20 protein-coding genes are annotated in these 25142 nt (G+C 68.2%); 16 read left to right on the top strand and 4 right to left on the bottom strand.

All coding sequences use genetic code 11. From position 1 onward, the window contains the following. Window positions 1-107: 107 nt before the first annotated feature. From AABM56_RS07845 to AABM56_RS07820, 6 genes are read left to right on the top strand one after another with little or no spacing between them, the layout of a single operon-like run. Complete coding sequence (locus tag AABM56_RS07845) at window positions 108-1292, top strand: efflux RND transporter periplasmic adaptor subunit (protein WP_347883988.1); 1185 nt, start codon at window positions 108-110, stop codon at window positions 1290-1292. Beyond that, window positions 1289-4456: an efflux RND transporter permease subunit gene (locus AABM56_RS07840; protein ID WP_347883987.1), complete on the top strand. Its 3168-nt coding sequence runs from the start codon at window positions 1289-1291 to the stop codon at window positions 4454-4456. The genes AABM56_RS07845 and AABM56_RS07840 overlap by 4 nt, the downstream gene beginning before the upstream one ends. Beyond that, window positions 4453-7554 carry an efflux RND transporter permease subunit gene (locus tag AABM56_RS07835; RefSeq protein WP_347883986.1) on the top strand — a complete coding sequence of 1034 codons (3102 nt, stop codon included), beginning with the start codon at window positions 4453-4455 and terminating at the stop codon, window positions 7552-7554. Before AABM56_RS07840 ends, AABM56_RS07835 begins: the two co-directional genes overlap by 4 nt. Window positions 7555-7565: 11 nt before the next feature. Further along, a complete protein-coding gene (locus AABM56_RS07830; protein ID WP_347883985.1) occupies window positions 7566-9002 on the top strand; it encodes an efflux transporter outer membrane subunit in 1437 nt (478 codons plus the stop codon). A gap of 53 nt (window positions 9003-9055) precedes the next feature. Next, window positions 9056-10465, top strand: a complete 1410-nt coding sequence (locus AABM56_RS07825) for an ATP-binding protein (RefSeq protein WP_347884119.1) — start codon at window positions 9056-9058, stop codon at window positions 10463-10465. Next, window positions 10462-11133 carry a response regulator gene (locus AABM56_RS07820; RefSeq protein ID WP_347883984.1) on the top strand — a complete coding sequence of 224 codons (672 nt, stop codon included), beginning with the start codon at window positions 10462-10464 and terminating at the stop codon, window positions 11131-11133. Before AABM56_RS07825 ends, AABM56_RS07820 begins: the two co-directional genes overlap by 4 nt. 5 nt (window positions 11134-11138) lie before the next feature. Here AABM56_RS07820 and AABM56_RS07815 read toward each other — a convergent pair whose 3' ends face one another. Further along, window positions 11139-12536, bottom strand: a complete 1398-nt coding sequence (locus AABM56_RS07815; protein WP_347883983.1) for a CoA transferase — start codon at window positions 12534-12536, stop codon at window positions 11139-11141. A 168-nt stretch (window positions 12537-12704) separates the two neighbouring features. On the opposite strand from AABM56_RS07815, the gene AABM56_RS07810 reads away from it, so the two are divergent. From AABM56_RS07810 to AABM56_RS07795, 4 genes are all read left to right on the top strand, one after another. Beyond that, window positions 12705-13748 (top strand): NAD-dependent epimerase/dehydratase family protein, encoded by a 1044-nt coding sequence (locus tag AABM56_RS07810; protein ID WP_347883982.1) that lies wholly within the window; start codon window positions 12705-12707, stop codon window positions 13746-13748. A gap of 85 nt (window positions 13749-13833) precedes the next feature. Continuing rightward, a complete protein-coding gene (locus AABM56_RS07805) occupies window positions 13834-14373 on the top strand; it encodes a thioredoxin (protein ID WP_347883981.1) in 540 nt (179 codons plus the stop codon). A 113-nt stretch (window positions 14374-14486) separates the two neighbouring features. Further along, window positions 14487-14924, top strand: coding sequence for a YqaA family protein (locus AABM56_RS07800; RefSeq protein WP_347884118.1), 438 nt, complete (start codon window positions 14487-14489; stop codon window positions 14922-14924). 226 nt (window positions 14925-15150) lie between these two features. Then, complete coding sequence (locus AABM56_RS07795; protein ID WP_347883980.1) at window positions 15151-15894, top strand: SDR family oxidoreductase; 744 nt, start codon at window positions 15151-15153, stop codon at window positions 15892-15894. Between the two features lie 10 nt (window positions 15895-15904). Here AABM56_RS07795 and AABM56_RS07790 read toward each other — a convergent pair whose 3' ends face one another. From AABM56_RS07790 to AABM56_RS07780, 3 genes are all read right to left on the bottom strand, one after another. Then, window positions 15905-16678 carry a lipopolysaccharide biosynthesis protein gene (locus tag AABM56_RS07790; protein WP_347883979.1) on the bottom strand — a complete coding sequence of 258 codons (774 nt, stop codon included), beginning with the start codon at window positions 16676-16678 and terminating at the stop codon, window positions 15905-15907. A gap of 562 nt (window positions 16679-17240) precedes the next feature. Next, window positions 17241-17639 (bottom strand): hydroxyisourate hydrolase, encoded by a 399-nt coding sequence (uraH, locus tag AABM56_RS07785; protein ID WP_027602718.1) that lies wholly within the window; start codon window positions 17637-17639, stop codon window positions 17241-17243. A gap of 11 nt (window positions 17640-17650) precedes the next feature. Next, window positions 17651-18127, bottom strand: coding sequence for a heme-binding protein (locus tag AABM56_RS07780; protein ID WP_347883978.1), 477 nt, complete (start codon window positions 18125-18127; stop codon window positions 17651-17653). Window positions 18128-18493: 366 nt separating this feature from the next. Here AABM56_RS07780 and dapA point away from each other — a divergent pair, with 366 nt between their 5' ends. The 6 genes from dapA to AABM56_RS07750 are packed head-to-tail and all read left to right on the top strand — an operon-like array spanning window position 18494 to window position 25118. Then, the gene (gene dapA / locus AABM56_RS07775) at window positions 18494-19369 is read left to right on the top strand and encodes a 4-hydroxy-tetrahydrodipicolinate synthase (protein ID WP_347884117.1); all 876 of its coding nucleotides are present in this window, start codon (window positions 18494-18496) and stop codon (window positions 19367-19369) included. Between the two features lie 12 nt (window positions 19370-19381). Continuing rightward, window positions 19382-20548, top strand: a complete 1167-nt coding sequence (locus tag AABM56_RS07770) for an iron-containing alcohol dehydrogenase (RefSeq protein ID WP_347883977.1) — start codon at window positions 19382-19384, stop codon at window positions 20546-20548. Next, window positions 20545-21798, top strand: coding sequence for a four-carbon acid sugar kinase family protein (locus AABM56_RS07765; RefSeq protein ID WP_347883976.1), 1254 nt, complete (start codon window positions 20545-20547; stop codon window positions 21796-21798). The genes AABM56_RS07770 and AABM56_RS07765 overlap by 4 nt, the downstream gene beginning before the upstream one ends. Then, window positions 21791-22804 (top strand): 4-hydroxythreonine-4-phosphate dehydrogenase PdxA, encoded by a 1014-nt coding sequence (pdxA, locus tag AABM56_RS07760; protein WP_347883975.1) that lies wholly within the window; start codon window positions 21791-21793, stop codon window positions 22802-22804. The genes AABM56_RS07765 and pdxA overlap by 8 nt, the downstream gene beginning before the upstream one ends. Before the next feature lie 11 nt (window positions 22805-22815). After that, window positions 22816-23766 carry a phosphoglycerate dehydrogenase gene (locus AABM56_RS07755; RefSeq protein WP_347883974.1) on the top strand — a complete coding sequence of 317 codons (951 nt, stop codon included), beginning with the start codon at window positions 22816-22818 and terminating at the stop codon, window positions 23764-23766. 26 nt (window positions 23767-23792) lie between these two features. Continuing rightward, window positions 23793-25118 (top strand): MFS transporter, encoded by a 1326-nt coding sequence (locus AABM56_RS07750; RefSeq protein ID WP_187978850.1) that lies wholly within the window; start codon window positions 23793-23795, stop codon window positions 25116-25118. The last annotated feature ends 24 nt before the right edge of the window (window positions 25119-25142 follow it).

Below are 25142 nucleotides of genomic sequence, written 5' to 3'. Positions count from 1 at the left end.
CTTCGCTGCGCTCGGCCGCAACCTACCTGGGCGGCTGAACCTCCTTTCCATATTTCCTGCACATTTGCCCAGCAGCCTGACTTCCATCTCAGTCAGGTCTGGCAGGCATGAGCAGGAAATCCCGCATTCTCGTCGTCGTTGTCTTGGTCGGTGCCGCCGTGGCGCTGGGGCTGGTGCTGCACGGGCGTTCGACCGATGCCGGCAGCGCTGCGCATGGCAGCCAGGGTGGCCGGGCCTGGGGCGCGGCCGCGGGACAGGGCCAGCCGATCACCGTGGCGGTGGGCCAGGCCGGGCATGCCGATGTGCCGGTCACCCTCACCGCCCTGGGCACCGTGGTGGCCAACGCCAGCGTCACGGTGACCACCCGGGTGGCCGGTCAGCTGGAGCAGGTGTTCTTCACCGAAGGTCAGCGGGTGAAGAAGGGCCAGCTCCTGGCACAGATCGATCCGCGGCCCTACCAGGCCACCCTCGATCAATATCGCGGTGACCTGGCACAGAACCAGGCGCAGCTCAAGAGTGCACAGCTGACCCTGGAGCGCTACCGCCGGCTGGTGGCCAAGGATTCCCTGGCCAAACAGGAGCTGGATACCCAGGTCGCCACCGTGGGCCAGTACCAGGGCGCGGTGCAGGCGGACCAGGCGCAGATCGCCGCCGCCCAGCTGAATCTGCAGTACGCCCGCATCACGGCACCGCTGGAGGGCTATGTCGGCCTGCGCCTGGTGGACCCGGGCAACTACCTGGCGGCCGGCGACACCACCGGCCTCGTCAGCATCACCCAGACCGATCCCATCGCCGTGACCTTCAGCCTGCCCCAGGCGACGCTTGCCAGCCTGCTGCCCAAGGTCCGCCAGGGCCAGGCGCTGCCGGTCACCGCGCTCGGCCAGCTGGACGGTACGACGCTGGCGAAGGGCGCGCTGAAGTTCATCAGCAACGAGATCGATACCAGCACCGGCAGCCTCAAGCTCAAGGCAGTGTTCGCCAACCCGGACGAAAAGCTCTACCCCAACCAGTTCGTCAACGTGCGCCTGCAGACCGACACCCTGAAGAACGCCGTGGTGGTCTCCGCCGCCGCGGTGCAGCTGGGCAGCGACGGCAGCTTCGTCTATGTGGTGGGCGCCGATGACAGGGTGCAAAGACGCAGCGTGACCACCGGACCGGCGCTGGGCGAGCGGCTGGCCATCACCCAGGGACTCGCGGGCGATGAGCGGGTGGTCATCCGTGGCATCGACCACCTGCGCGACGGCGCCCAGGTCCGCGTGGAAGGCGCGCCGACGGCGGATACCCGCCGATGAATCCGTCACGGCTGTTCATCCAGCGACCGGTGGCCACGGTGCTACTGATGGTGGCGGTGCTGTTCGCCGGCCTCCTCGGCTATCGCCTGCTGCCGATCTCGGCGCTGCCGGAGGTCGACTATCCCATCATCCAGGTGACCACCCTCTATCCCGGCGCCAGCGCCAAGGTGCTGGCCACCGCCGTGACCGCGCCGCTGGAGCGCCAGCTGGGGCAGATGGCCGGCCTGGCGCAGCAGTACTCCACCAGCTCGGCGGGCGCCTCGGTTATTACCCTAAAATTCGACCTCAGCCTGTCGCTGGACGTCGCCGAACAGGAGGTGCAGGCCGCGATCAACGCTGCCAACAGCTATCTGCCGGACGACCTGCCCAATCCGCCCACCTACAAGAAGGTCAATCCCGCCGACGCCCCGGTGCTGACCCTGGCCGCCACCTCCGACAGCCTGCCGCTGACCCGGGTGCAGGACCTGGTCAACACCCGCCTGGCGCTGAAGCTGTCGCAGATCTCCGGGGTCGGCCTGGTGAGCCTGGCCGGCGGCCAGCAGCCGGCGGTGCGCATCGATGTCGACCCCAAGGCCCTGGCCGCCCACGGCCTGACCCTGGAAGACGTCTACACGGTGGTCAACGCCGCCAACGTCAACGGTTCCAAGGGCGGCTTCGACGGCCCCGACCACTCCATCACCATCGACGCCAACGACCAGTTGCGCAGCGCCGCCGAGTACGGCGAGCTGGTGCTCAGCTACGCGCACGGCGCCGCCCTGCACCTCAAGGACGTGGCCACGGTCGAGGAGGCACCGGAAAACGCCTATCTGCAGGCCACCGCCAACGGTCGTCCGGCCATCGTCATCAACATCCAGCGCCAACCGGGGGCGAACGTCATCGGCGTGGTCGACGCCATCCAGAAACAGTTGCCCAGGCTCCGGGCCGCCCTGCCCGACAACGTGCAGCTGACGGTGCTGGCCGACCGCACCCAGACCATCCGCGCCTCGCTTGCCGACGTGCAGTTCGAGTTGCTGCTGTCCATTGCCCTGGTGGTGATGGTGACCTTCCTGTTCCTGCGCAACCTCACCGCGACCCTGATTCCCAGCCTGGCGGTGCCGCTGTCGCTGGTGGGCACCTTCGGCGTCTTGTACCTGGCCGGTTTCTCGCTGAACAACCTGACGTTGATGGCGCTGACCATCGCCACCGGTTTCGTCATCGACGACGCCATCGTGGTGGTGGAGAACATCGCCCGCCACCTGGAAGACGGCGAGCCGCCGCTGCAGGCGGCGTTGCGCGGTTCGCGGGAGATCGGCTTCACCATCATTTCCCTGACCTTCTCGCTGATCGCCGTGCTGATCCCGCTGCTGTTCATGGGCGACGTGGTGGGACGGCTGTTCCGCGAATTCGCCATCACCCTGGCGGTGGCCATCCTGGTCTCCATGTTCGTCTCCCTGACGCTCACCCCGATGCTTTGCAGCCGGCTGCTGCAGCACGTGCCGCCGGAGCGCCAGAGCCGCTTCGCGCGCTGGGGCGAGCGGCAATTCGGGCGTCTGGTGGCGGGTTACGACCGCACCCTGAGCGTGGTGCTGGATCACCAGCGGCTGACCCTGCTGGTGGCCGTGGCCACCGTGGCGCTGACCGCCCTGCTCTATCTGCTGGTGCCCAAGGGCTTCTTTCCCAGCGAAGACACTGGACTGATCGTCGGTTTCACCCGTGCCTCCCAGGATGTCTCCTTCGATGCCATGGCCCGCCGCCAGCAGGCGCTGGTGCAAAGGGTGCTGGCCGATCCGGCGGTGGCCACGGTGACCTCGACCCTCGGCGTCGACGGCAGCAATGCCACCCTCAACCAGGGCCGCCTGCAGATCCAGCTCAAGCCCTTCGACGAACGCAGCGAGCGGGCGCCGGCCATTATCCAGCGCCTCAGGCAGGCCGCCGCAGGCGTTGCCGGCATTCGCCTGGACCTGGTGGCCAACCAGGAGCTGACGGTGGACGACCAGCTCACGCCCAGCCAGTACCAGTTCACCCTCGACGATGCCGACGGCACCCGGCTGGCCGCCCTGCTGCCGCGGCTGATGCTGCGTCTGCAGGCACGGCCGGAGCTGCGCGACGTGCTCGACGACTTGGAAGACCAGGGCCTCACCGCCCAGGTGGAACTGGACCGCGCCGCCGCCGCGCGCTTCGGCATCACCGCCGCCGACGTGGACACCGCGCTCTACAACGCCTTCGGCCAGCGCCTGATCTCCACCATCTTCACCCAGGCCAACCAGTACCGGGTGGTGCTACAGGTGCCTGGTGCCTTCCGGCAGACCCCGGCGGCCTTCGGCGACATCTATCTGGCGCCGGCGACCACCGCCACGGCCAGCGGCACCAGCACCAGCAGCACAAGCAGTAGCAGCAGTACGACAACTACCGGCAGCAGCCCCACGGGCCTGGTGCGCCTCACCGACATCGCCCGTATCGAGCAGCGCCCCGGCGCCCTGGCGCTGACGCGCCTGGGGCAATTCCCGGCGGTGACGCTGTCCTTCAACCTGGCCGACGGCTATTCCCTGGAGCAGGCGCAACAGGCCATCGCCCAGTGCCTGAGCGAGGCCCAGGCACCGAGCAGCGTCACCCTGAGGTACCAGGGCGCGGCCCAGGCCTTCCAGCAGGCGGCCGGCAACACCCTGTGGCTGATCCTGGCCGCGGTAGTGGTGATGTACATCGTGCTGGGGGTACTCTACGAGAGCTTCATCCACCCGGTGACCATCCTCTCCACACTGCCCTCGGCGGCCATCGGCGCCCTGCTGCTGTTGTTGCTGACCGGCACCGAGTTCTCCCTGATCGCCCTGATCGGGGTGGTGCTGCTGATCGGCATCGTCAAGAAGAACGCCATCATGATGGTGGACTTCGCCCTGGAGGGGCGCCAGCAACTGCACCTGGCGCCGCGGGCGGCCATCCACCGCGCCTGCCTGCTGCGCCTGAGACCCATCCTGATGACCACCCTGGCCGCCCTGCTCGGCGCCCTGCCGCTGATGTTCGCCAGCGGCTCCGGCGCCGAGCTGCGCCGGCCGCTGGGGCTGGTGATCGTCGGCGGGCTGCTGGTCAGCCAGGTGCTGACGCTCTACACCACGCCGGTGATCTACCTGGTCTTCGATAGCCTCGGCGAGCGGCTGGGACGGCGTTGGCAGCGGAGCGGCGGACGATGAATCCCATCCGCCTGTTCGTGCTCAAGCCGATCGCCACCCTGTTGCTGAGTCTGGCGGTGCTGCTGCTCGGCCTGCTCGGCTACGCCCGCTTGCCGGTGGCGCCGCTGCCCAAGGTGGACTTCCCCACCATCGTGGTAAGCGCCAGCCTACCCGGCGCCAGTCCCGAGACCATGGCCGCCACCGTGGCCACGCCGCTGGAGCGCAGTCTCGGCCAGATCGCCGGAGTCACCGAGCTGACCTCCAGCAGCAGTCAGGGCTCCACCACCCTGATCCTGCAATTCGACCTGTCGCGCAACATCGACGGCGCCGCCCGTGACGTCCAAGCCGGCATCAACGCCGCCCGCAGCCTGCTGCCCAGCGGCATGCCCAGCCTGCCTACCTATCGCAAGGCCAATCCCACGGAATCGCCGATCCTGATGCTGGCGCTCACCTCCAAGACGCGCAGCCCCGGCGAACTCTATGACCTGGCGTCGAGCATCCTGCAGCAGAAGATCGCCCAGGTGCAGGGCGTCGGCCAGGTGTCGATCCGCGGCAGTTCGCTGCCGGCGATCCGCATCGACCTGCAGCCCCAGCAACTGGCCCATGCCGGCATCGCCCTGGACAGCGTGCGCACGGCCATCGCCAATGCCACCACCCATGGCGCCAAGGGCGTGCTGCACGCCGCGGGCCAGACCTGGTCCATCGAGAGCAACGGCCAGCTGGAGCAGGCGGCGGACTATGCGCAGCTGATCGTCGGCTACCAGCAGGGCGCCGCGGTGCGGCTGAGCGACGTGGCGCGGGTCTATGCCACGGTCGAGGACGTCTACGTCAGCGGCTCGCTGAACGGCCAGCCCTCGGTGACCCTCGGCGTCACCCGCCAGGCCGGCGCCAACATGCTGCAGACCCTGGACGCCATCAAGGCCCAGCTGCCGGTCCTGCAGGCCCTGGTGCCGGGCGACGTGGACCTGGTCCCGGTGATTGACCGCTCCGCCAGCATCCGCGCCTCGCTGCACTCCACCGAGGAGACCCTGCTGGTGGCAGTGCTGCTGGTGATCGCGGTGGTGTTCCTGTTCCTGCGCGACCTGCGGGCCACCCTGGTACCCGCCGTCGCCCTGCCACTGTCGCTGATCGGCACCTGCGCGGTCATGTACCTGCTCGACTACAGCCTGGACAACCTGTCGCTGATGGCGCTGATCATCGCCACCGGCTTCGTGGTGGACGACGCCATCGTGGTGCTGGAGAACGTCACCCGCCACCGCGAGCTGGGCCGCGGGCCGCTGCGCGCGGCGCTGATCGGCGGTCGCGAGGTGGCCTTTACCGTGCTGTCGATGACGCTGTCGCTGATCGCCGTGTTCATCCCGCTGCTGCTCATGGGCGGCATCGTCGGCCGGCTGTTCCGCGAATTCGCCGTGACCCTCAGCGTGGCCCTGGTCATTTCCATGCTGCTGTCGCTGACCCTTACCCCCATGCTCTGCGCGCGGGTGCTGCGCGAGCGCTCGCCCACGGCGCCGGTGCCAGCGCTCTATCGATGGATCGAGCACGGTCTGGCGCACCTGCAAGGCGGCTATCTGCGCGGTCTGGACTGGGTCCTGCGGCACCCGCTGCTGACCCTGGCGAGCCTGGCGCTGACCGTGGTGCTCAACGTCTATCTCTATGTGGTGGTGCCCAAGGGCTTCTTTCCGGATCAGGACACCGGGGTGGTGCTCGGCGCCATCCGCGCCGACCAGAGCATCTCCTACCAGGCCCTGGCGCCCTATGTGAAGGAAATCGCCGCCGGGTTGCGTCGCGATCCGGACGTGGCGGCGGTGATGGCCTCCACCGGCGGCGGCATGTTCGGCTCGCGCAACTCGGCGCAATTCTTCATCCGCCTCAAGGACTACGGCGAGCGCCAGGACAGCGCCCAGCAGATCGCCAATCGCCTCAGCCAGCTCGGCAGCCGCCACGCCGGCATCCAGCTGTTCCTCATGCCGGCCCAGGATCTGCGCGTCGGTGGGCGCAGCGCCAATGCCACCTACCAGTTCAGCCTGCAGGCCGACGACCTCGACCAATTGCGCACCTGGACGCCCAGGGTGGAAGCCGCCTTCAAGACCCTGCCGGAACTCACCGGGGTGGATTCCGATGCGCAGAACGGTGGCCAGGAAGTCCGTCTGGAGATCGACCGCGCCGCGGCCATCCGCCTGGGGGTGACCGTCAAGGAACTCGATACCTTCCTCGACAACGCCTTCAGCCAGCGCCAGGTCGCTACCCTCTATCGCACCCTCAACCAGTACCACGTGGTGCTGGGGCTGGCACCGGCCTACACCCAGGACCCGGAGGTGCTCAAGCAGCTGTACGTGGTCACCGGCAGCGGCGCCCAGGTCCCGCTCGCCGCCTTTGCCCGCTTCACCGGCGGCAACGCCCCCCTGGCGGTGGCGCACCAGGGCCAGATGGCTACCAGCACTCTGGCCTTCAACCTGGCCGACGGGGTCTCCCTGGAGCAGGCCCAGGCGGCGATCCAGGCGGCGCTGATCAAGGTCGGCCTGCCGCGGGAGATCCAGTCCGGCTTCCAGGGCACCGCCCAGGCCTTCGCCACCCTGGTCGCGCAGATTCCCTGGCTGGTGGCCGCGGCCCTGGCGGCCATCTACCTGGTGCTGGGCATGCTCTACGAGAGCTACATCCATCCGCTGACCATTCTCTCCACCCTGCCCTCGGCCGGGGTCGGCGCGCTGTTGCTGCTGCTGGCGACCGGCACCCAGCTGACCCTCATTGCCCTGATCGGCATCCTGCTGCTGATCGGTATCGTCAAGAAGAACGCCATCCTGCTGGTGGACTTCGCCCTGGTGGCCGAGCGCGACCGCGGCCTCTCGCCCGAGGCCGCCATCCGCGAGGCCTGCCGGCTGAGATTCCGGCCGATCCTGATGACCACCCTGGCGGCCTTCTTCGGCGCCCTGCCGCTGGCGCTGGGCAGCGGCGGCGACGACGCCCTGCGCCAGCCCCTGGGCCTGACCATCGTTGGCGGCCTGGCCCTGAGCCAGGTGCTGACCCTCTTCACCACCCCGGTGGTGTTCCTCTGTCTCGACCGCCTCAGCCGCGCCAGCCGCCGGTTCTGGCGTCAGCATCTGCGCCGCGCCGCGGCCTGAAGGTAACGATCATGCCGCTCCCGCGCCTCCTGCCCCCGCTGCTCCTGCTGACCCTGCTCACCGGCTGCACCGTCGGCCCCGACTACCAGCGGCCCAGCGCCCCCGTTTCGACGCAGTTCAAGGAGGCGGCCGGCTGGAAGGCCGCCAGTCCGCGCGACGACCTGGCCAAGGGCAGCTGGTGGCAACGCTACGACGATCCCCAGCTCGATGCCCTGCTGAGCCAGGTGGCGGTCTCCAACCAGAACGTCGCCCAGTACCAGGCGCTCTATCGACAGGCTCGCGCCCTGGTCCGCGAAAGCCGCGCCGAGACTCTGCCCAGCGCCACCCTGGATGCCAAGACCACCCGCAGCGAGAACGCCAGCAGCAGCGACAGCGGCAGTACCGGTGCCAGCGGCGCCACGGTCAGGAACGTCGACAGCCTGACCCTCGGCCTGAGCTGGGACCTGGACCTCTGGGGCAGGCTGCGCCGCACCCTGGAAGAAGACCGCGCCAGTGCCCAGGCCAGCGCCGCCGAGCTGGCCAATGCCACCCTCAGCGCCCAGGCGGAGCTGGCCCAGGACTACTTCCAGCTGCGCGTGCTGGATCGGCGCCTGGCGCTCTATGAACAGACCCTGGCCGATTACCGGCGCTATCTCGCGGTCATCCAGAACAAGTACGACGAACAGCTCGCCTCCCGTGCCGATCTGGCCCAGGCGCGCACCCAGCTGGAGAGCGCCGACGCCAATCGGCTGGCCCTGACCACCCAGCGCGCCCAGTTGGAACACGCCATCGCCCTGCTGTTGGGCAAGCCGCCGGCGGACTTCGCCCTGGCCGTCGATTCCCAGTGGCAGGCGCGGCTGCCGGAGATTCCCGCCGGCCTGCCCACCGCCCTGCTGGAGCGCCGCCCGGACATCGCCCAGGCCGAACGCCAGATGGCCGCCGCCAATGCCGCCATCGGCGTGGCCACCGCCGCCTACTACCCGGACCTCACCCTGAGCGCCAGCGGCGGCTACCAGAGCAGTCTGCTCGGCGAGCTGTTCAAGACGCCGAGTCGTTTCTGGTCGCTGGGGCCGACGCTCTCCGGCACCCTGTTCGACTTCGGTGCCACCCGCGCGAGCGTCGACCAGGCCCGCGCCGCCTACGACGCCAAGGTGGCCAGTTACCGCCAGACGGTACTCACCGCCCTGGGCGAGGTGGAAGACGACCTGGTGGCGCTGCACGTGCTCGGCCCCGAACTCGCCGCCCAGCGCCGCGCCGTGGCCGCCGCCCGCGATTCGGCCAGCGTGACCCTCGACCAGTACGAGGCCGGCATCATCGACTACCTGGACGTGGCCACCACCCAGGCGACCCAGCTGAGCCAGGAGCAGAGCCTACTGCAACTGGAATCCAGTCAGTTGGTGACCAGTGTCCAGCTGCAGATGGCGCTGGGCGGCGACTGGCAGGTCGCGCGCCTGGCCGACGCCCCCTGACAGCCACCCGTGGAGCTGCTAGCGTGCCCCTACCTTCCGCCGTCGAGATCCGCATGGGCCTGCTTCGCCTGTCCCTCTCCGCCAAGGTCTTCCTCGCCGCCCTGGCGCTCTGCGCCTTCGCCGTGCTGGGCATGGCCTGGGCTTCTTACCTGAGTTTCTCGCGGGACTTCCTCGGCTATCTCAACGGCCAGGCCGAACAGCGGCTGGACGCCCTGGTGCCGCGCTTCGAGCACGCCTATGCCGAGCACGGCAACTGGAATTTCCTGCTCAACCAGCACCCGCCCGAGGCCTGGATCCAGCTGCTGCGCCCGGAATTGCCCGCCAATACCAGCGTCCGCCCCTCCCCGCCGGTGTCGGATCTCACCGGCGCCTTTCTGCGCTTCTCGCTGCTGGATACCGAGCATCGCTACCTGATCGGCTTTCGCGACCTGCCGCCCGTCCCGCTGTTGCGGGCCATCCACTGGCAGGGCCAGGTGGTCGGCTGGCTGGCCCTGACGCCCTTCGAGGCCGTCATCAGCGACGGCGACCGCCGCTTCCAGCAGAGCCAGATCCGCTCCAGCCTGGTGATCGCCTTCGTCTGCCTGCTGCTGGCCGCCGCCCTGGCCTGGTGGATCGCCCGCACCCTGCTGCGTCCGATCCGCACCGTGGCCGCCGCCACCCATCGCCTGGCGGCCGGCGACTACGGCATCCAGCTGCCCATCCGCTCCGCCGACGAGGCCGGCCAGCTGGCCCAGGACTTCAACCGCCTGGCCCGCGTCCTGGCCAGCAACGAGCTGCAGCGCCGCGCCTTCATGGCCGACATCTCCCATGAATTGCGGACGCCCCTGGCGGTGCTCAGGGGTGAACTGGAAGCCATGGAGGACGGGATCCGCCCGCTGGATGTCAGCGGGCTGAAGTCGCTGCAGACCGAGGTCGGCTCGCTGAACAAGCTGGTGGACGATCTCTTCGAATTGTCGCTGGCCGAAGTGGGCGGCCCCACCTACCGCCACGAACCGCTGGACCTGGCGACCCTGCTGGCGCTGACCGCCGATGCCTGGCGCCCGCGCTATCGCCAGGCCGGCCTGGAACTGCGGCTGGAGCTGCCGGACACCCCGCTGCTGACCCGCGGCGATGAGGCGCGCCTGGGCCAGCTGTTCTACAACCTGCTGGAGAACAGCCTGAGGTACACCGAAGCCCCCGGCCAGGTGCACCTCGCCGCGCGCCAGGTCGGCAACCGGCTGCAGGTGGATCTGCAGGACTCCGCGCCCGGCGTTCCCGCGGCCGACCGCGAGCGGCTGTTCGAGCGCTTCTACCGCGTCGAAGGCTCGCGCAGTCGCCGCAGTGGCGGTGCCGGCCTGGGCCTGGCCATCTGCCGCGGCATCGCCGAGGTCCACGGCGGTCAGCTGCAGGCCCGGGCCTCGGCGCTTGGCGGCCTCTGGCTCGAACTGCGGTTGCCCGCCCTCGCTGACCGGAGCCCGGCATGAGCCAGACCATCCTGCTGGTGGAAGACGAACCCAAGCTCGCCGCCCTGCTGGGCGACTACCTCAAGGCCGCCGGCTTCAGTTGCGACTGGCACGCCGACGGCGAACGGGCCCTGGCCGCCCTCCGCGCCACACCGCCCGACCTGCTGCTGCTCGACCTGATGCTGCCCGGCCTCGACGGCCTCGAGATCTGCCGCGCGGTACGCACCTTCAGCGCCCTGCCGATCATCATGGTCACCGCCCGGGTCGACGAGATCGACCGCCTGCTCGGCCTGGAACTGGGCGCCGACGACTACATCTGCAAACCCTTCAGCCCGCGCGAGGTGGTGGCCCGGGTCAAGGCCGTGCTGCGCCGCAGCAGCGTGCCAGGCGGCCCGCCCGCGCCCGGCGGCCTGCAGCTGGACGCCGAGACCTACCAGGCCAGCTTCAACGGCCAGCCCCTGGAGCTGACCCCGGTGGAATTCCGTCTGCTGGCCACCCTCGCCCGGCACCCCGGCAAGGTGCTCTCCCGCGACCAGTTGCTCAACCACCTGCACACCGACTACCGCATCATCACCGACCGCACCGTCGACAGCCACGTGCGCAACGTCCGCCGCAAACTGCACCGCCTCGATCCGGACTGCGAGCTGATCCGCTCCATCTATGGCGTGGGCTATTGCCTGGAGGCCTGACCCGCTCAGCCTGCCGTCGACCAGGCCGCACTCGCCGACCCCAGCCGCGTAGCCGGCCGCTGCCAGTGCAGGCGCAGGTCACCGATCTGCAGCGGGGGGCGTAACCGCAGCCCTGGCCCCCAGGCGGTGGGCTCGGGTGCGGTGTCGTAGTCGGCCTCCCGCACGCCGGTATAAAGCGGCTCGCAGGCCACAGCGGGATACTCGGTCAGCAGGCAGGCGGTGCGCGCCAGCGACAGGCGCGCACTCAGCGTACGGCCCTCGCGCAGGCGGCCAGTGAGGCCGCGGATGACCGCGGCCGCCATCAGGTAGCCGGTAGCGTGGTCGAGGGCCTGGACCGGCAAAGGCACCGGTTGCTCACTGTGCTGCCAATCGCGCCCGGCCGCGGCGATGCCGCAGGACATCTGCACCAGGCTGTCGTAGCCGCGCCGCAGGGCCCAGGGCCCGGTCCAGCCGTAGGCGCACAGGGACACGTCGATCAGCGCCGGATTCAACGCCCGGCGCTCGGCGCTGGCATAGCCGAGCCGCTCTAGAGCGTCGGCGCGATAGCCATGCACCAGGACATCCGCGTCCCCCAACAAGGCTTCGAATACCCGGCGGTCGGCCGGCCGGCGCAGGTCCAGTCGCGCGCAGCGCTTGCCCAGGGTCACCTCGGGTGCCTGGGGCGGTTCGTCCCAGTCGGGCGGATCGATCCGCAGCACCTCGGCGCCCAGCCCGGCCAGCAGGCGGGTGGCGATCGGCCCGGCGAGAATGCGGGTCAGGTCGAGGACGCGGATGCCCTGCAACGGACGTTGTGGATCGGGTTGCCAACGGCTGGCGATATCCGCGGCTGTCCATTCCTGGGCGATCAGGGGCTCGGCGCGAACGGCCTGCCCCTGGGGATGCGCCTGCCACTCCGCCTGGGTGCGCAGCTTTGCCGCGCAGCCGCCCGCCGCGACGATGGCCGCCTCCAGCGCTTCGCCCAGGCCGCCCGCCATGGCCCGTACCACGGCGTCATGGCTATTGGCGCAGCCCAGCACGGCAAGGGCCCGCTCCCGGTGATGAGGCGCATTGGCATGCAACCGTAGCCAGCCGTCGCGGGTACGGTAGTCGCCGGTAACCGCATCCCAGACGGCGGGCAATTCCCAGCCCAGGGGACGCAGGGACGTCTTGAACCAGGCCGCGGCCAGGTGCCGGTCCACCTGCACCGGCAATCCGGGTGCCCCTTCGGCCAGCAGATCGGCGGCGGCTAGGCCGGCGACTCCGATCGCCGCCGTGGCGAGGTCGCTGACCGGAAAGCAGGAGGCCAGGCTGTCGTTGCCCCGAACCTGCACATTGGCCGCCTGGGCGGCGGGCAGATCCAGGGCGGTGACGAGTTCGTTCAGCAAGGACGGGAAGGCGTCAGGCGTACGGGATGGATGGTTCAAGGGTCGATCCTCCACGGCAGCAGCAGGCAGTGTTGCCACAGTAGCCCTGCTGGTGCCAGCAGGACACCAGCGTTCGTCCGGCTACCGTCCAGCCCGATACGGGGACAAATCGCCCGGCGCCAGGGTCTTCCCTTCATTGACCCTCACCAGATCCGATCGGGAGACCCCATGACCGAACGTCAGCTGCTCATCGCCGGTGCCAGCGGCATCATTGGCCAGGCCGTGCTGGAAGCCTTCACCCAAGCTGGCTGGTCCATCACTACCATCGGCCGCTCGCAACAGGCGCCCAGTTGCTTTCCGCACCTGACCGCCGACCTGCTGGACCGGGATAGCCTGGCCGCGGCCAAGGCCGACCTCGCCGGCGTGACCCATCTCTTCTACAGCGCCCTCAAGCCCAACCCCGACCCGGGCGTCGAGGCAGACGAAAATGCCGCCATGCTGGAGAATCTGGTCGCCGCGGTACGGGATGCCGGCGCCCCCCTGGACCGCATCACCTTCGTGCAGGGCGGCAAGATCTATGGCGCCCATCTGGGGGTGTACAAGACCCCAGCCCGCGAGGACGACAGCCGCCACTTCGCGCCCAACCTCTATTTCCGCCATGAAGACTTCGTGCGCAGCCTCGAAGCCGACGGCATTCGCTGGACCGCCCTGCGCCCCGACATCGTCATCGGCCACTCGCTGGGCTCAGCCATGAACCTCGGCAACCTGATCGGCCTCTACGGCGCCCTGTGCAAGGCGACCGGCACCGCCATGCAATTCCCCGGAACGGAGCAGGCCTATCGCAGTGCCCTGGTCAATGTCACCGCCGCACCGCTGCTGGGCGAAGCCGCGGTCTGGGCCGCCGAAGAGGAGCGCGATGGCGCCTTCAACCTCACCAATGGCGATGTCTTTCGCTGGAGTCACGTCTGGCCGCAGCTGGCCGACTGGTTCGGGCTGGATGTGGGCGAGCCGCAACCCATCTCCCTGGCCCAGCGCCTGACGGCGCTGAAGCCGGTCTGGCAGGTGCTGGCGCAACGCGAAGGACTGGCCGAGGCCGATCCCAAGCGGATCGCGCCCGGGGCCTTCGGCGATTTCATCTTCCATGTCGAGAAGGACGCCATCTTCGATGTGACCAAGGCACGGCAGGCCGGCTTCGGGCAGATGATGCTGAGATCGGACGAGGTCCTGCTCGCGCACCTGGAGGACATGCGTCGGCGGCGGCTGATTCCCTGAGGCATCCCGCTTCGTCCCGGGTGCAGGAAAACGCCCGGGACGGCGTGCAGTCTCAACCCCATCGCCTCGCCATTGGAGTCCTGCCTTGTACACCGACACCCTCACCTGGGGCCATGGCCCCCGTACCTTCGAAGTCTTTCTCGAGCCCACCTGCCCCTTTTCGGTCAAGGCCTTCAACAAGCTCGACGACCTGCTGGCCCAGGCCGGCCCCGAGCGGATCACCCTGAAGATCCGCCTGCAATCCCAGCCCTGGCACCTGTTCTCCGGCGTCGTGGTGCGCTGCGTGCTGGCCGCCGCCACCCTCGAAGGCGGCAAGGAAAGCGCCAAGGCGGTGCTGGCAGCGGTGGCGGCCCATCTCGAGGAATTCGAGTTCAAGGATCACGCCACCGGGCCCAATCGCGACGCCACACCCAATGACATCATCGCGCGCCTGGAAGGCTACAGCGGCCTGGCCCTGGCCGATGCCTTCGCCAATCCGGAGCTACAGCACGCCATCAAGTGGCACTGCAAGTACGCCCGGCAGAACGGTATCCACGTCTCGCCGACCTTCATGATCGATGGTCTGGTGCAGCCCGACATCAGCAGCGGGGATTCGGTCGCGGACTGGCTCGCCTGGCTGGAGTGAGCACCGGGGCTCAGGGTCGCAAGAAGGCATAGTCCGGTCCCTCGCGCTATGCTCCGCGGCTTCCCCTCGACCCGAGACAGCCTCGTCATGGCCTGCCCTGCTGGAGCTCCATCCTGGAAGCCCTGAGCGTCTACCTGGGCCTGACCGCCCTCGCCTTTGGCGCGGCCACCCTGTTGCCCCTGCAATCGGAAGCGGCCCTCGCCGGGCTGCTGCTCACCGAACGCTATGCCACGCCACTCCTGCTGCTGGCCGCGACGCTGGGCAATGTCGCCGGCTCGACGCTGAACTGGTGGCTGGGTACCCATCTCGAACGCTTTCGCCAACGCCGCTGGTTTCCAGTGTCGGCGGAGGGCCTTGCGCGTATCCAAGCGGCCTATCAGCGCTGGGGCTGGTGGTCGCTGCTGCTCAGCTGGACGCCCGTGATCGGCGATCCCCTGACCCTGGTGGCCGGGGTGATGCGCGAACCGCTGTGGCGCTTTCTAGTGGTGGTGACCCTGGCCAAGGCCACGCGCTACGCCGTGGTCTGGGGTCTTACCCTGGGCTGGCGCTGAACCGGCGCCCCACGTTGGCTTCCTGCGCATCCTGAAAGCATCCGTTGCCGCTGGCCACGGCACGGACTGGCCGGTGTGGAATTTTCGACGGAATGCCGTGGCGCCTTAAGGCCTGCCGTAGACCTGCACAAGCGAGGCCCAGTGGGAGCCCAGCCGTATCAGCCCATGCACCTTGCGGCGGGTAGGAAGTCTGATGACTCTCAACAGCCTTCAGGAGCAGCTTTCCATGAGCGACAACATCCAAGACAAGGTCGTAGTCATTACGGGGGCCAGCAGCGGCCTGGGTGAGGCCACCGCCCGCATGCTGGCCCAGCACGGCGCGCATCTGGTACTGGGCGCTCGCCGGCTTGAACGTCTGGAGGCGCTGGCAACCGAGCTGCGGGCCACGGGCGCCCAGGTCGAGGTCAAGGCCACCGACGTGACCCGGGCCGAGCAGATCCAGGCCCTGGTCGATCTGGCACTGGACCGCCATGGTCGCGTGGACGTCATGCTCAACAACGCCGGGCTGATGCCGCATTCGCCACTGGATCGGCGGCGCCTGGAAGACTGGGACCAGATGATCGACGTCAACATCAAGGGCGTGCTCTACGGCATCGCTGCGGTACTGCCGACCATGCAAACGCAGAAGAGCGGCCACATCATCAATGTCGCCTCGGTTGCCGGCCATAAGGTCCGCGCCGGCAGCACCGTCTATTCGGCCACCAAGCACGCGGTACGGATCATCTCCGAAGGCCTGCGCCAGGAGGTCAAGCCCTATGGCCTGCGCACCACCATCCTCTCGCCCGGGGCGGTGGCCACGGAGTTGCCCAACACCATCACTGAAGCGGATATCGCGGAAAATGTCCGCAAGCTCTACGAGCTGGCCATCTCGGCCGACGCCTTTGCCCGGGCAGTCATCTACGCCCTGAGTCAGCCGGACGACGTGGATATCAACGAAATCCTCTTCCGCCCGACGCGGCAGGAATACTGACGCTTCTTCGTCAACCGGCCTGACGGGGCCGCTGGCCCAGCCAGGCCGCCTCGACGGCGGCCAGATCGGCCCGTGGGATGAGCTGCGCAGGAATGCAGCTGCAGCGCGACAGGTTAAAGACCTGGCGGCCCGCGGCGGTCATGACGTCCTGCATGACCTTGAGCCCGGGCAGGATACGGTTGTGCAGATGCTCGTCCAGACCACAGGGCGATCTTGCGTCCGTGCTGCCTTCGTAGAAGCGTGGGGCCCGGGCATTGAGGTCGACGCCGGCCAGATAGATTTCGGTAAAGCCCAGGTGATAGGCCAGTTGCAGGGCGATGAAGGCAACCGTCCGGACATCGAAGATGCCGTAGTCCATGTCCCGGCTGAAGCCGATGTCGCGGGCTCGGCGACTGAGCAGGCTGAGCGTGCGTTCGGCCTGGTCGCGCTCCAGCCCCAGGTAGTGTTCCAGCCGGGTACTGGGCGCTCGTCGCAACGCGTGAGCCTTGGCCTGCCGGCTTCCGGCCAGCCGTTCGATCGCCGCAGGCCACAAGGCCAGCCGTTGCGCCTGCTCGATTCCGCGCGCGTAGAGATCAGGTTGCTGCTCGGCAAAGCTCAGGTCGCTGCAGACGTAGAAGAGCGGGCGGATGTCGGTCCCCCTAAGCTTGGCGATGGCGCCGTTCATGGTGATGATCGGCACGTCCTGCCAGGCGTCCAGGCAGAGTTCGGCAGCCGAAGGTCCGGAGGCCAGCAGCAGCACCGGGCCGCGTTGGCTGTTGCGCAGGGGCGCGAAGTCCTGGCTCACAGCGGCGAGCCATCTGGACGCGCGTCATCAAGGCCCTTGGACAGGCGGTTTGAAAGCTGCTCGAGTGGCATACCACCAGCTCCCTGTACGGCAATGACGAAGGTTATTAGTCATACATATTTAACGGCGCCGATAAAAAAGTAACCGGGCACTCTCATGAATGACGCTACCAACGCTACGTTTTGCCGCTTAGGACTCACTTAAGGTGGCTGTACCGAATGTGGTGCCCATAGCAATAAAAAGACTTATCTGTGAGCCAGCACGAGCCGAGGCAGTCCATGGCCTGGAATGATCCGGAGATCCGCCTTGCCGCCCACTAGCATCGCGCCGCTCATGGCGACCGCATGGTCCTCAGAAGAGCTCTTAGTGGGTAGATAGGGATACCCCGGCGATCAGCGATATCGCGCGTCCAGGCGCCATCCACGCAGGGCCGCGGCCCTGCGTGGATGGCCCTCACACAACATGGCAGACTCCTGAGCCCGGAGGATCCGCACCCTGCCAACCGCGCTGTGCCTGCACAAGCGCGGTGGACAGGCGCGAGGACTATCGCCTCGCCGGCGAGCTAGGAACCGCGATAGGTGCTGAAGCCGTAGGGGCTGAGCAACAGCGGGATATGGTAGTGCTGCTCCGGCTGGGTGACGTCGAACACCACGGGGATTTCGGGGAAGAAGGCGCTGCGGCCCTGCTGGCGATAGTAATCGCCGGTCTTGAAGACCACCCGGTATTCACCCTTCTCGAAGGTCTTTTCCTTGGGAAACAGCGCCGGCACCCGGCCCTGCTCGTTGGTGACCTCTTCCGCCAGCGGCTGCCATCCCTGCCCTACCTGGCGCTCCAGGGTCACGTGCACTCCCGCCGACGGCTTGCCGTCTTCAAGGTTGAGCACATGGACACTCAGGGGGTTGGGCGCGGCGACCGCGAAGCCGGACAGGGCCAGGCCAGACAACAGCACGAACGTTTTCATGAAAATCTCCTTCAAGGATGAGAGGTGAGGTTGAGGTGTTCCGCGGCCGCCAGCGCACAGCGCTCGTCCGCCCCGCCACCGCCGGCACCGGCGATGCCCAGGGCGCCGACCAGCTGGTCGCCTTCGTAGAGCGGGATGCCACCGCCCAGCAGCAGCAATTCGGGCAGGGTGACGAGATTGGCCGCATCCGGGTTTTGCCGGGCACGCTCGGCCAGCGCCTGCGACGGGGTGCGGGTAGACAGGGCGGTAAAGGCCTTGCGCCGCGCCGCCTCGGCGTTGTGCGGTCCGACGCGGGTATCGCGTTGCAGGAGGATCAGTTGACCGCTGCGGTCGAGTACCGCGAGCGCGGCGCTGCAGGGCGCGGCCTTCGCCAGACGATGCGCGGCATCAAGGTCGAGATCGGGGTGCTGCGGCAGCGCCGCCTGCACCTGGCCGAGCAAGGCAGCGCCCAGCAGCGTGACGGTAAGGGAAGAAAGAAAGCGCGACATGATTCGAGGTCCAGAAGATGACCTCGCCAAATTATCTTGATCGTTCGGTCAGGAACGGGTACTGCGGGATGACAATTTTGTCAGAAGGATCAGCGGGATAGCTGTCCTGACCCGGCAAGTACCACTCCTTACCCGCGGCTTGAACATTCTTCCCTTGCGGCGCGTGAAGGCGGCACGCCGAGGCTCCCGTTGCGTTTATCCGTCTCTATTGCCGAGCAGCTTGAGTCGACAGTCGCCTCGCGAATGGCCCGTTGCCTTTAGAGGTGCACAGGCTCATCGAGCGCGCAAAATCATCGGACCACTATTGATCGATTAGATCAAAACATGCTTTATTGTGATCAGAACAATCACAAGGTAGGCATGACCATGAAATTCCGCGGCATCGTTCCCGCCCTCGTTACCCCTTTTGACGCCCAGCAACGGGTCGATGAAAACGCTTTGCGCGGTTTGATCGAAAACCTGATCGGTGCCGGCGTCCACGGCCTGTTCGTACTGGGCACCAATGGCGAGTTCTTCGCGCTCTCCGAAGCCGAAAAGCTGCGTATCGCCGAGCTCACCGTGGACGCCGCGGGCGGCCGGGTCCCGGTGGTGGCCGGTACCGGTGCCTTCGCCACGCATGAAGTGATTGAACTGAACAAAAAGATGGCGGATCGCGGCGTCGATGCCCTGTCGGTGATCACGCCCTACTTCAATGCCGTCAGCCAGAAAGAGCTGATCAAGCATTACGAAGCCATTGGCGACGCCTCCCCGCTGCCGCTCATGCTCTACAACATTCCGGCCAAGACCGGCATGTCGATCGGTATCGGCGCCGTGGCCGCCTTGAGCCAGCACCCGCAGATCAAAGGGATCAAGGACAGCGCCGGCAACTTCGACGCCCTGGTGCAGATGCTGAAGTACCGCAGCGATGACTTCGCCGTCTTCGCCGGTACCGACTCCCTCATCTACTGGAACCTGCTGGCCGGCGGCGATGGCGCGGTGGCGGCCACGGCCAACGCGGTACCCCATGTGGTCATGACCATCTGGAACGCCTTCCAGGCCGGTGACCACACCACCGCCCGCGCCGCCCAGGAAAAGCTGCGGCCGCTGCGCGATGCCTTTGCCCTGGGCACCATGCCGTCGGTGCTGAAGAAGGCCGCCGACCTGCTCAACGTTCCGGTCGGCCCCTGCCGGGCCCCGGTCGCGCCGCTGGACGAAGCCACGGTGCACAAGCTCGAAGACCTGCTGGCCATCTACCGCGACTGATCCGGAGCGCCCATGTCCCTCTATCATTTCCAGACCGTCAAACACCTGGTTCACGGCGCTGGCGCCCTGGATCAGCTCGGCGACAAGCTCGCCCTCCTCGACGTCCCGCTGCGCCGCGTGGTGCTGGTCACCCAGAACGCCATGCATGGCCTGGGCGTGACCGAGCGCGTCAAGGCGCAACTGGCCGCCCGCGACATCGACGTGGCGGTGATCGACAACGTCGAGATCGAGCCGACCCTTGAGAACATCGAGCAGGTCTTTCGCGAGCAGGTCGCGCCGCGCCAACCGGACGCCCTGTTGGCCATCGGCGGCGGCTCGGTGCTGGACGCCGCCAAGCTGTTCGCGGTCATGCTCACCAACGAGCAGTCGCTCAGGTCCATGCTCGGCATCGACCAGGTGGCCCGCGCCGGGCTGCCCACCGTGCTGGTCCCCACCACTGCCGGCACCGGCTCGGAAGTGACGCCCAATGCCATCGTCACCCTGCCCGACGAAGAGCTGAAAGTGGGCGTGGTCAGCCGCCACCTGCTGCCCGCTCTGGTGCTGCTCGATCCACTGCTGACCCTGAGCCTGCCCAAGGCCATCACTGCGGCTACCGGGATGGACGCCTTCACCCACTCCCTGGAGTCCTTCATCTCCAACAAGGCCAACCCGGTCAGCGATACCTTCGCCCTGGAGTCCATGCGCCTGATCGCCGGTAGCATCGTCGAGGCCTACCAGCAGCCGGATTCGGTACGCGCCCGCAGCGACATGCTGCTCGGCTCCACCTATGGCGGCGTGGCCCTGACCGCCGCCGGCACGGCCGCTGTCCATGCCCTGGCCTATCCCCTGGGCGGCAAGTTCCACGTCACCCATGGCGTGGCCAATGCCATGCTGCTGCCCCATGTCATGGCCTTCAACCTGGACAGTTGCGCGCCGCGCCTGAAGCGCGCCGCCCTGGTCTGCGGCCTGGCCCGCGAGGAAGACAGCGACGAAGCCGCCGCACACAAGTTGATCGAACAGATCGCCGCCTGGACCGCCACCCTGGAGATTCCGCAGGACCTGGCCGCCTTTGGTGTCCGCGAGGAACACCTGCCAGAGATGGCCGTGGCGGCGTCCAAGGTCACCCGACTGATGGTCAACAATCCCAAGCCGCTGAGCCTGGACGACATCCAGCCGCTCTATCGGCGGCTGCTGCCATGACCCGCCTGCTGATCCTGGCCGACGACCTCAGCGGTGCCGCCGACTGCGCCCTGGGCTTTGCCAAGGCCCAGGCGACCCGGGTGCTGCTCGACGCCGCGGCCCTGGATGCCCAGGCACCGGTGACGGCACTGGATCTGGACAGCCGTCGACTGGACGCGCGTGCGGCCGCCGCGCGCCATGCCGCACTGCTCGGGCACCCGGCGTTGGCGGGCGCCGCGCTCTACAAGAAGATCGACTCCACCCTGCGTGGCAATGTCGCCGCCGAGGTAGCGGCCCTCGCCCCGCGCGGCCTGGCCCTGGTTGCGCCCGCCTACCCGGCACTGGGCCGCACGACCCAGGGTGGCATTCAGTACCTGGACAGCGTACCGGTCGACCAGACCGATGTCTGGCGCAACGAAGGCCTGACCGGCAGTGCCGATCTGGTCGCTCAACTGACTGATCACGGCGTCAGCTGTGCGCGGCTGGATCTCGCGACCCTCCGTCAGCCGGTGGCCCTGGCCGCCGCCCTGCGCCGCGCGCTGGACAGTGGTCTGCCCGCGCTGGTCTGCGACGCCGAGCGGCAAACGGACCTGGAGGCACTGGCCCGGGCTTCCGCGCCCGTGGCGCAGCAGCTGTTCTGGGTCGGCTCCGCAGGCCTGGCCGAGGCGCTGCCCGCTGCCCTGGGCCTGACCGGCCACACCGCCCTCCGCCCTCATGGGGACGGCCCGATCCTCACGGTGGTGGGCAGCATGTCACGACACTCCCAGGCCCAGGCCGAGCGTCTGGTGGCGGGGAGCGGCCAACACTGGCAGCGGCTGGCCCCTGCCTGGCTGCTGGAGCCGCAGCGCGCCGCCGAGCGTACCGCGCTGGCCACGGCCCTCGCTCGGCAGCTCGCCCGTGGCGAAGACGTCCTGGTGAGCCTTGACCAGCAGGCCCGCGACCCGCGCCAGGCCGTGGCCCTGAGCCAGGCCCTGGCCGAACTGCTGCAGCCCGCCCTGCAGGAGGCCGCCGCCCTCATGGCCACCGGTGGCGAGACCGCACGCGCCCTGCTCGCCCAGGCTGGCATCACCGCGCTGGACCTGCACGGCGCCCTCGCCCCGGGCGTGGCCCTGGCCAGCACCCGCTGGCGCGGTCGCGCCCTGCGGGTAGTAACCAAGGCCGGCGGCTTCGGCCAACCCGACACCCTCCTCGACGCCTGGCGCCACCTGCGCGCCAGCCTACCCGCACAGGCCGCCACGGCCTCCCTGCAGAAGGAAGCCCACCATGTCTGAACGTCCCGTCATCGGCATCACCATGGGTGACGCCACCGGCGTCGGTCCCGAGATCATCATGAAGTCGCTGGCCCACGCCGCGGTCTACGACAGCTGTCGCCCGCTGGTCATCGGCGACGCGGGTCGCCTGGAGGATGCCAATCGCATCGTCGGCGGCCGCCTGCAGATCAACGCCATCGAGCGTCCCGATCAGGCGCGCTTCCAGCCCGGCGTGGTGGATTGCATCGACCTCGGGCTGATTCCCGCCGACCTGCCCTACGGCAAGCTGTCCGCCCTGGCCGGCGACGCCGCCTATCGCTACATCGAACGCACCGTGCAGCTCACCTCTGCCGGTGAACTCGATGCCATCTGCACCGCCCCGCTGAACAAGGAAGCCCTGCACGCCGGCGGTCATATCTTCCCGGGCCACACCGAGCTGCTGGCGCACCTCACCGGCACCGAGGAGGTGTCGATGATGCTGATGACGCCGATCCTCAAGGTCATCCACGTCACCACCCACATCGGCATCATCGATGCCATCGCGCGCATCGAGCCGGGCCTGGTCAAGCGCACCATCGAACGCGCCCACGCCACCCTGCAGCGGGCCGGCATCCAGGATCCCCTGATCGCCGTCTGTGGCATCAACCCGCACGCCGGTGAGAACGGCCTGTTCGGCTACGGGGAAGAAGAAACCAAGATCCAGCCAGCCATCGACGAGCTGCGCGCCCGTGGCTGGCGCGTGGAAGGCCCGCTGCCTGCGGACACCCTGTTCTTCCGCGCCGGTCGTGGCGATTTCGACTGCGTGGTGGCCATGTACCACGACCAGGGCCACGGGCCGGTCAAGGTCATGGGCCTGGAGGCGGGCGTCAATGTCACCGTCGGCCTGCCGGTGATCCGCACCTCGGTGGACCACGGCACCGCCTTCGACATCGCCGGCAAGGGCATCGCCGACGAGCGCAGCCTCATCGAGGCGTTGCGCCAGGCCACCGAACTCGCCAGCCGGCATCGCGCCAGCCAGGCCGCCTGAGAAGCCTGACCATGAAAGTCGTCTGCACCTCGCCCTCCTTCGCCAAGTACTCCCGGGAACCCCTAGAGTTGCTGGCCCGCCACGGCATCGACGTGGTGACCCTGCCCGCCGACATCGATGCGGAGGGTTTCATCGCCACGGCCGCCGAGTGCCAGGCGGCCATCACCGCCTTCAATGTCTTCGACGCCACCACCTTCGCGGCCCTGCCGCAGCTGCGCCTGGTGTGTAAGCACGGCGTCGGGGTCGACAACATTGACCTCGACGCGGCCCGCGCCCATGGCGTGACCGTGTGCAACGTGCCCAACTCCAACCGCCACGCGGTGGCCGACTACACCTTCGCCCTGCTGCTGGCCTCGGCCCGCCAGGTCGCCCGCGCCGATCGCGAGACCCGCGCCGGCGAGTGGCCACGGCTGTTTGGCGCGGATGTCCACGGCAAGACCCTGGGCATCGTCGGCCTGGGCAGCATCGGCAAGGAAGTCGCGCGGCGCGCCAGTGGCTTCGCCATGCGCGTCATCGCCCATGACCCCTATCCCGATCAGGCCTTCGCCGACCGCGAGCGCATCGAGTTTCGCGCCCTCGACGAGCTCCTCGCCGAAGCCGATTTCGTCACCCTGCACATCGGCCTGTCCGACGCCACTCGCCACCTGCTGGACGCACGGCGACTGGGCCTGATGAAGCCGGGCGCCCACCTGATCAACGCCGCCCGCGGCGGCATCGTCGATGAAGAGGCGCTCTACCAGGCGTTGCACAGCGGCCACCTGGGCGGCGCGGCCCTGGACGTGTTCGAGGACGAGCCGGCCAGCCAGCACCCGCTGTACGGGTTGCCCACCGTGGTGGTGTCACCGCACATCGCCGGCTACACCCCGGGCGCGCTGGACATCCTCAGCCTCACCTGCGCCCGCAACGTGGTCGCCGCCCTTACCGGCAGCAGCACCCTGGAGTCCGTCGTCGTCGCCCCCTGACCCCCTACCCCTTTCGGAACCTGATCATGGATAACAACAACAAGGCCACCAGGATTCGCTGGATCATCGCCGGACTGATGTGGACAGCGATCGCCATCAACTACATCGACCGGGTGGTGCTCTCCGCCGCCGCCCCCTTCATCAGCAAGGAATTCGCCCTCAACGCCACCGAGATGGGGCTGATCATGTCGGCCTTCTTCTGGTCGTACGCCCTGCTGCAGCTACCCGCGGGCTGGCTGGCCGACCGCTTCGGCCAGAAGGCCACCCTGGGCGGCGCGGTGCTCTGGTGGTCGCTGGCGACTGCCCTGACCGGCCTCGCCACGGGCTTCAAGTCGCTGTTCGCCTTGCGCATCGGCCTGGGCATCGGCGAGGCGGCGGCCTACCCGAGCAACGCCGGCATCACCTCGCGCTGGTTTCCCGACAAGGAGCGCGCCACCGTCTCGGGCATCTTCGACAGCGGTTCCAAGTTCGGCGGCGCGGTGGCCATGCCGCTGATCGTCGGCCTGATCGCGCTGTTCGGCTGGAAGTTGACCTTCGTCATCAGCGGCGCCCTCGGCATCCTCTGGGCCCTGGCCTGGTTCGCCTTCTACCGCAACGATCCGGAAGACCACCCGCGCATCAACGAGGCCGAGCTGCGCTACATCCGCGAAGGCCAGCGGCGCCGCGAAGGCAATGGCGAGAAGCCGGCCATGCGCTGGTACGAGCTGCTGCGCTACCGTAACGTCTGGGCCATGTGCCTGGGCTTCTTCTTCATCAACTACAACTCCTACTTCTTCATCACCTGGCTGCCCACCTACCTGGTCAAGGAAAAGGGCATGGACCTCATCTCCATGGGCTTCATGGCGGCGCTGCCGCTGCTGATCGCCATGGTGGTGGAAGTCTTCGCCGGCTGGCTGTCGGACCGCATCTACCGCAGTGGCCGCTATTCGCTGACCACGATCCGCAAGACCTTCCTCATCGTCGGCCTGCTGATGGCCTCCTGCATCGGCCTGGCCGCCTTCGCCGAGTCGGCCTGGATCGCCATCGTGCTGCTGTGCATCGCCAAGTCCGGTACCACCGTGGCTGCCACCCAGGTGTGGGCCATGCCTGGGGATATCGCCCCGCGCGGCATGACCTCGATGCTGGCCGGCCTGCAGAACTCGGTTTCCAACATGGGCGGCGTGGTCGGCCCCATCGTCACCGGCTTCATCGTCGCCACCACCGGCTCCTTCAACATCGCCCTGCTGTTCTCGGCGGCGCTGATCGTGGCAGCCATCCTCAACTACCTGTTCCTGCTCGGCCGGGTGGAACCCATCGTCACCGACGATGACCCGGAGGCGGACCTGCTGGGCGCCGGCCAACCCAGCCACTGACGTTCCTCGCCCAGGGCGTCGGCG

The organism is Pseudomonas aestiva (assembly GCF_039908605.1).
GTDB lineage: Bacteria > Pseudomonadota > Gammaproteobacteria > Pseudomonadales > Pseudomonadaceae > Chryseomonas > Chryseomonas aestiva.
This window is presented reverse-complemented; position numbering and strand designations above follow the sequence as displayed.

Bases quoted from the DNA above. Each gene is read 5' to 3' on its own strand.
- AABM56_RS07780 (WP_347883978.1), bottom strand. From the start codon at position 18,127: ATGTCGCGCTTTCTTTCTTCCCTTACCGTCACGCTGCTGGGCGCTGCC.
- uraH (WP_027602718.1), bottom strand. From the start codon at position 17,639: ATGAAAACGTTCGTGCTGTTGTCTGGCCTGGCCCTGTCCGGCTTCGCG.
- AABM56_RS07835 (WP_347883986.1), top strand. From the start codon at position 4,453: ATGAATCCCATCCGCCTGTTCGTGCTCAAGCCGATCGCCACCCTGTTG.
- AABM56_RS07825 (WP_347884119.1), top strand. From the start codon at position 9,056: ATGGGCCTGCTTCGCCTGTCCCTCTCCGCCAAGGTCTTCCTCGCCGCC.
- dapA (WP_347884117.1), top strand. From the start codon at position 18,494: ATGAAATTCCGCGGCATCGTTCCCGCCCTCGTTACCCCTTTTGACGCC.
- AABM56_RS07770 (WP_347883977.1), top strand. From the start codon at position 19,382: ATGTCCCTCTATCATTTCCAGACCGTCAAACACCTGGTTCACGGCGCT.
- pdxA (WP_347883975.1), top strand. From the start codon at position 21,791: ATGTCTGAACGTCCCGTCATCGGCATCACCATGGGTGACGCCACCGGC.
- AABM56_RS07755 (WP_347883974.1), top strand. From the start codon at position 22,816: ATGAAAGTCGTCTGCACCTCGCCCTCCTTCGCCAAGTACTCCCGGGAA.
- AABM56_RS07845 (WP_347883988.1), top strand. From the start codon at position 108: ATGAGCAGGAAATCCCGCATTCTCGTCGTCGTTGTCTTGGTCGGTGCC.
- AABM56_RS07820 (WP_347883984.1), top strand. From the start codon at position 10,462: ATGAGCCAGACCATCCTGCTGGTGGAAGACGAACCCAAGCTCGCCGCC.
- AABM56_RS07795 (WP_347883980.1), top strand. From the start codon at position 15,151: ATGAGCGACAACATCCAAGACAAGGTCGTAGTCATTACGGGGGCCAGC.
- AABM56_RS07765 (WP_347883976.1), top strand. From the start codon at position 20,545: ATGACCCGCCTGCTGATCCTGGCCGACGACCTCAGCGGTGCCGCCGAC.
- AABM56_RS07750 (WP_187978850.1), top strand. From the start codon at position 23,793: ATGGATAACAACAACAAGGCCACCAGGATTCGCTGGATCATCGCCGGA.
- AABM56_RS07810 (WP_347883982.1), top strand. From the start codon at position 12,705: ATGACCGAACGTCAGCTGCTCATCGCCGGTGCCAGCGGCATCATTGGC.
- AABM56_RS07840 (WP_347883987.1), top strand. From the start codon at position 1,289: ATGAATCCGTCACGGCTGTTCATCCAGCGACCGGTGGCCACGGTGCTA.
- AABM56_RS07830 (WP_347883985.1), top strand. From the start codon at position 7,566: ATGCCGCTCCCGCGCCTCCTGCCCCCGCTGCTCCTGCTGACCCTGCTC.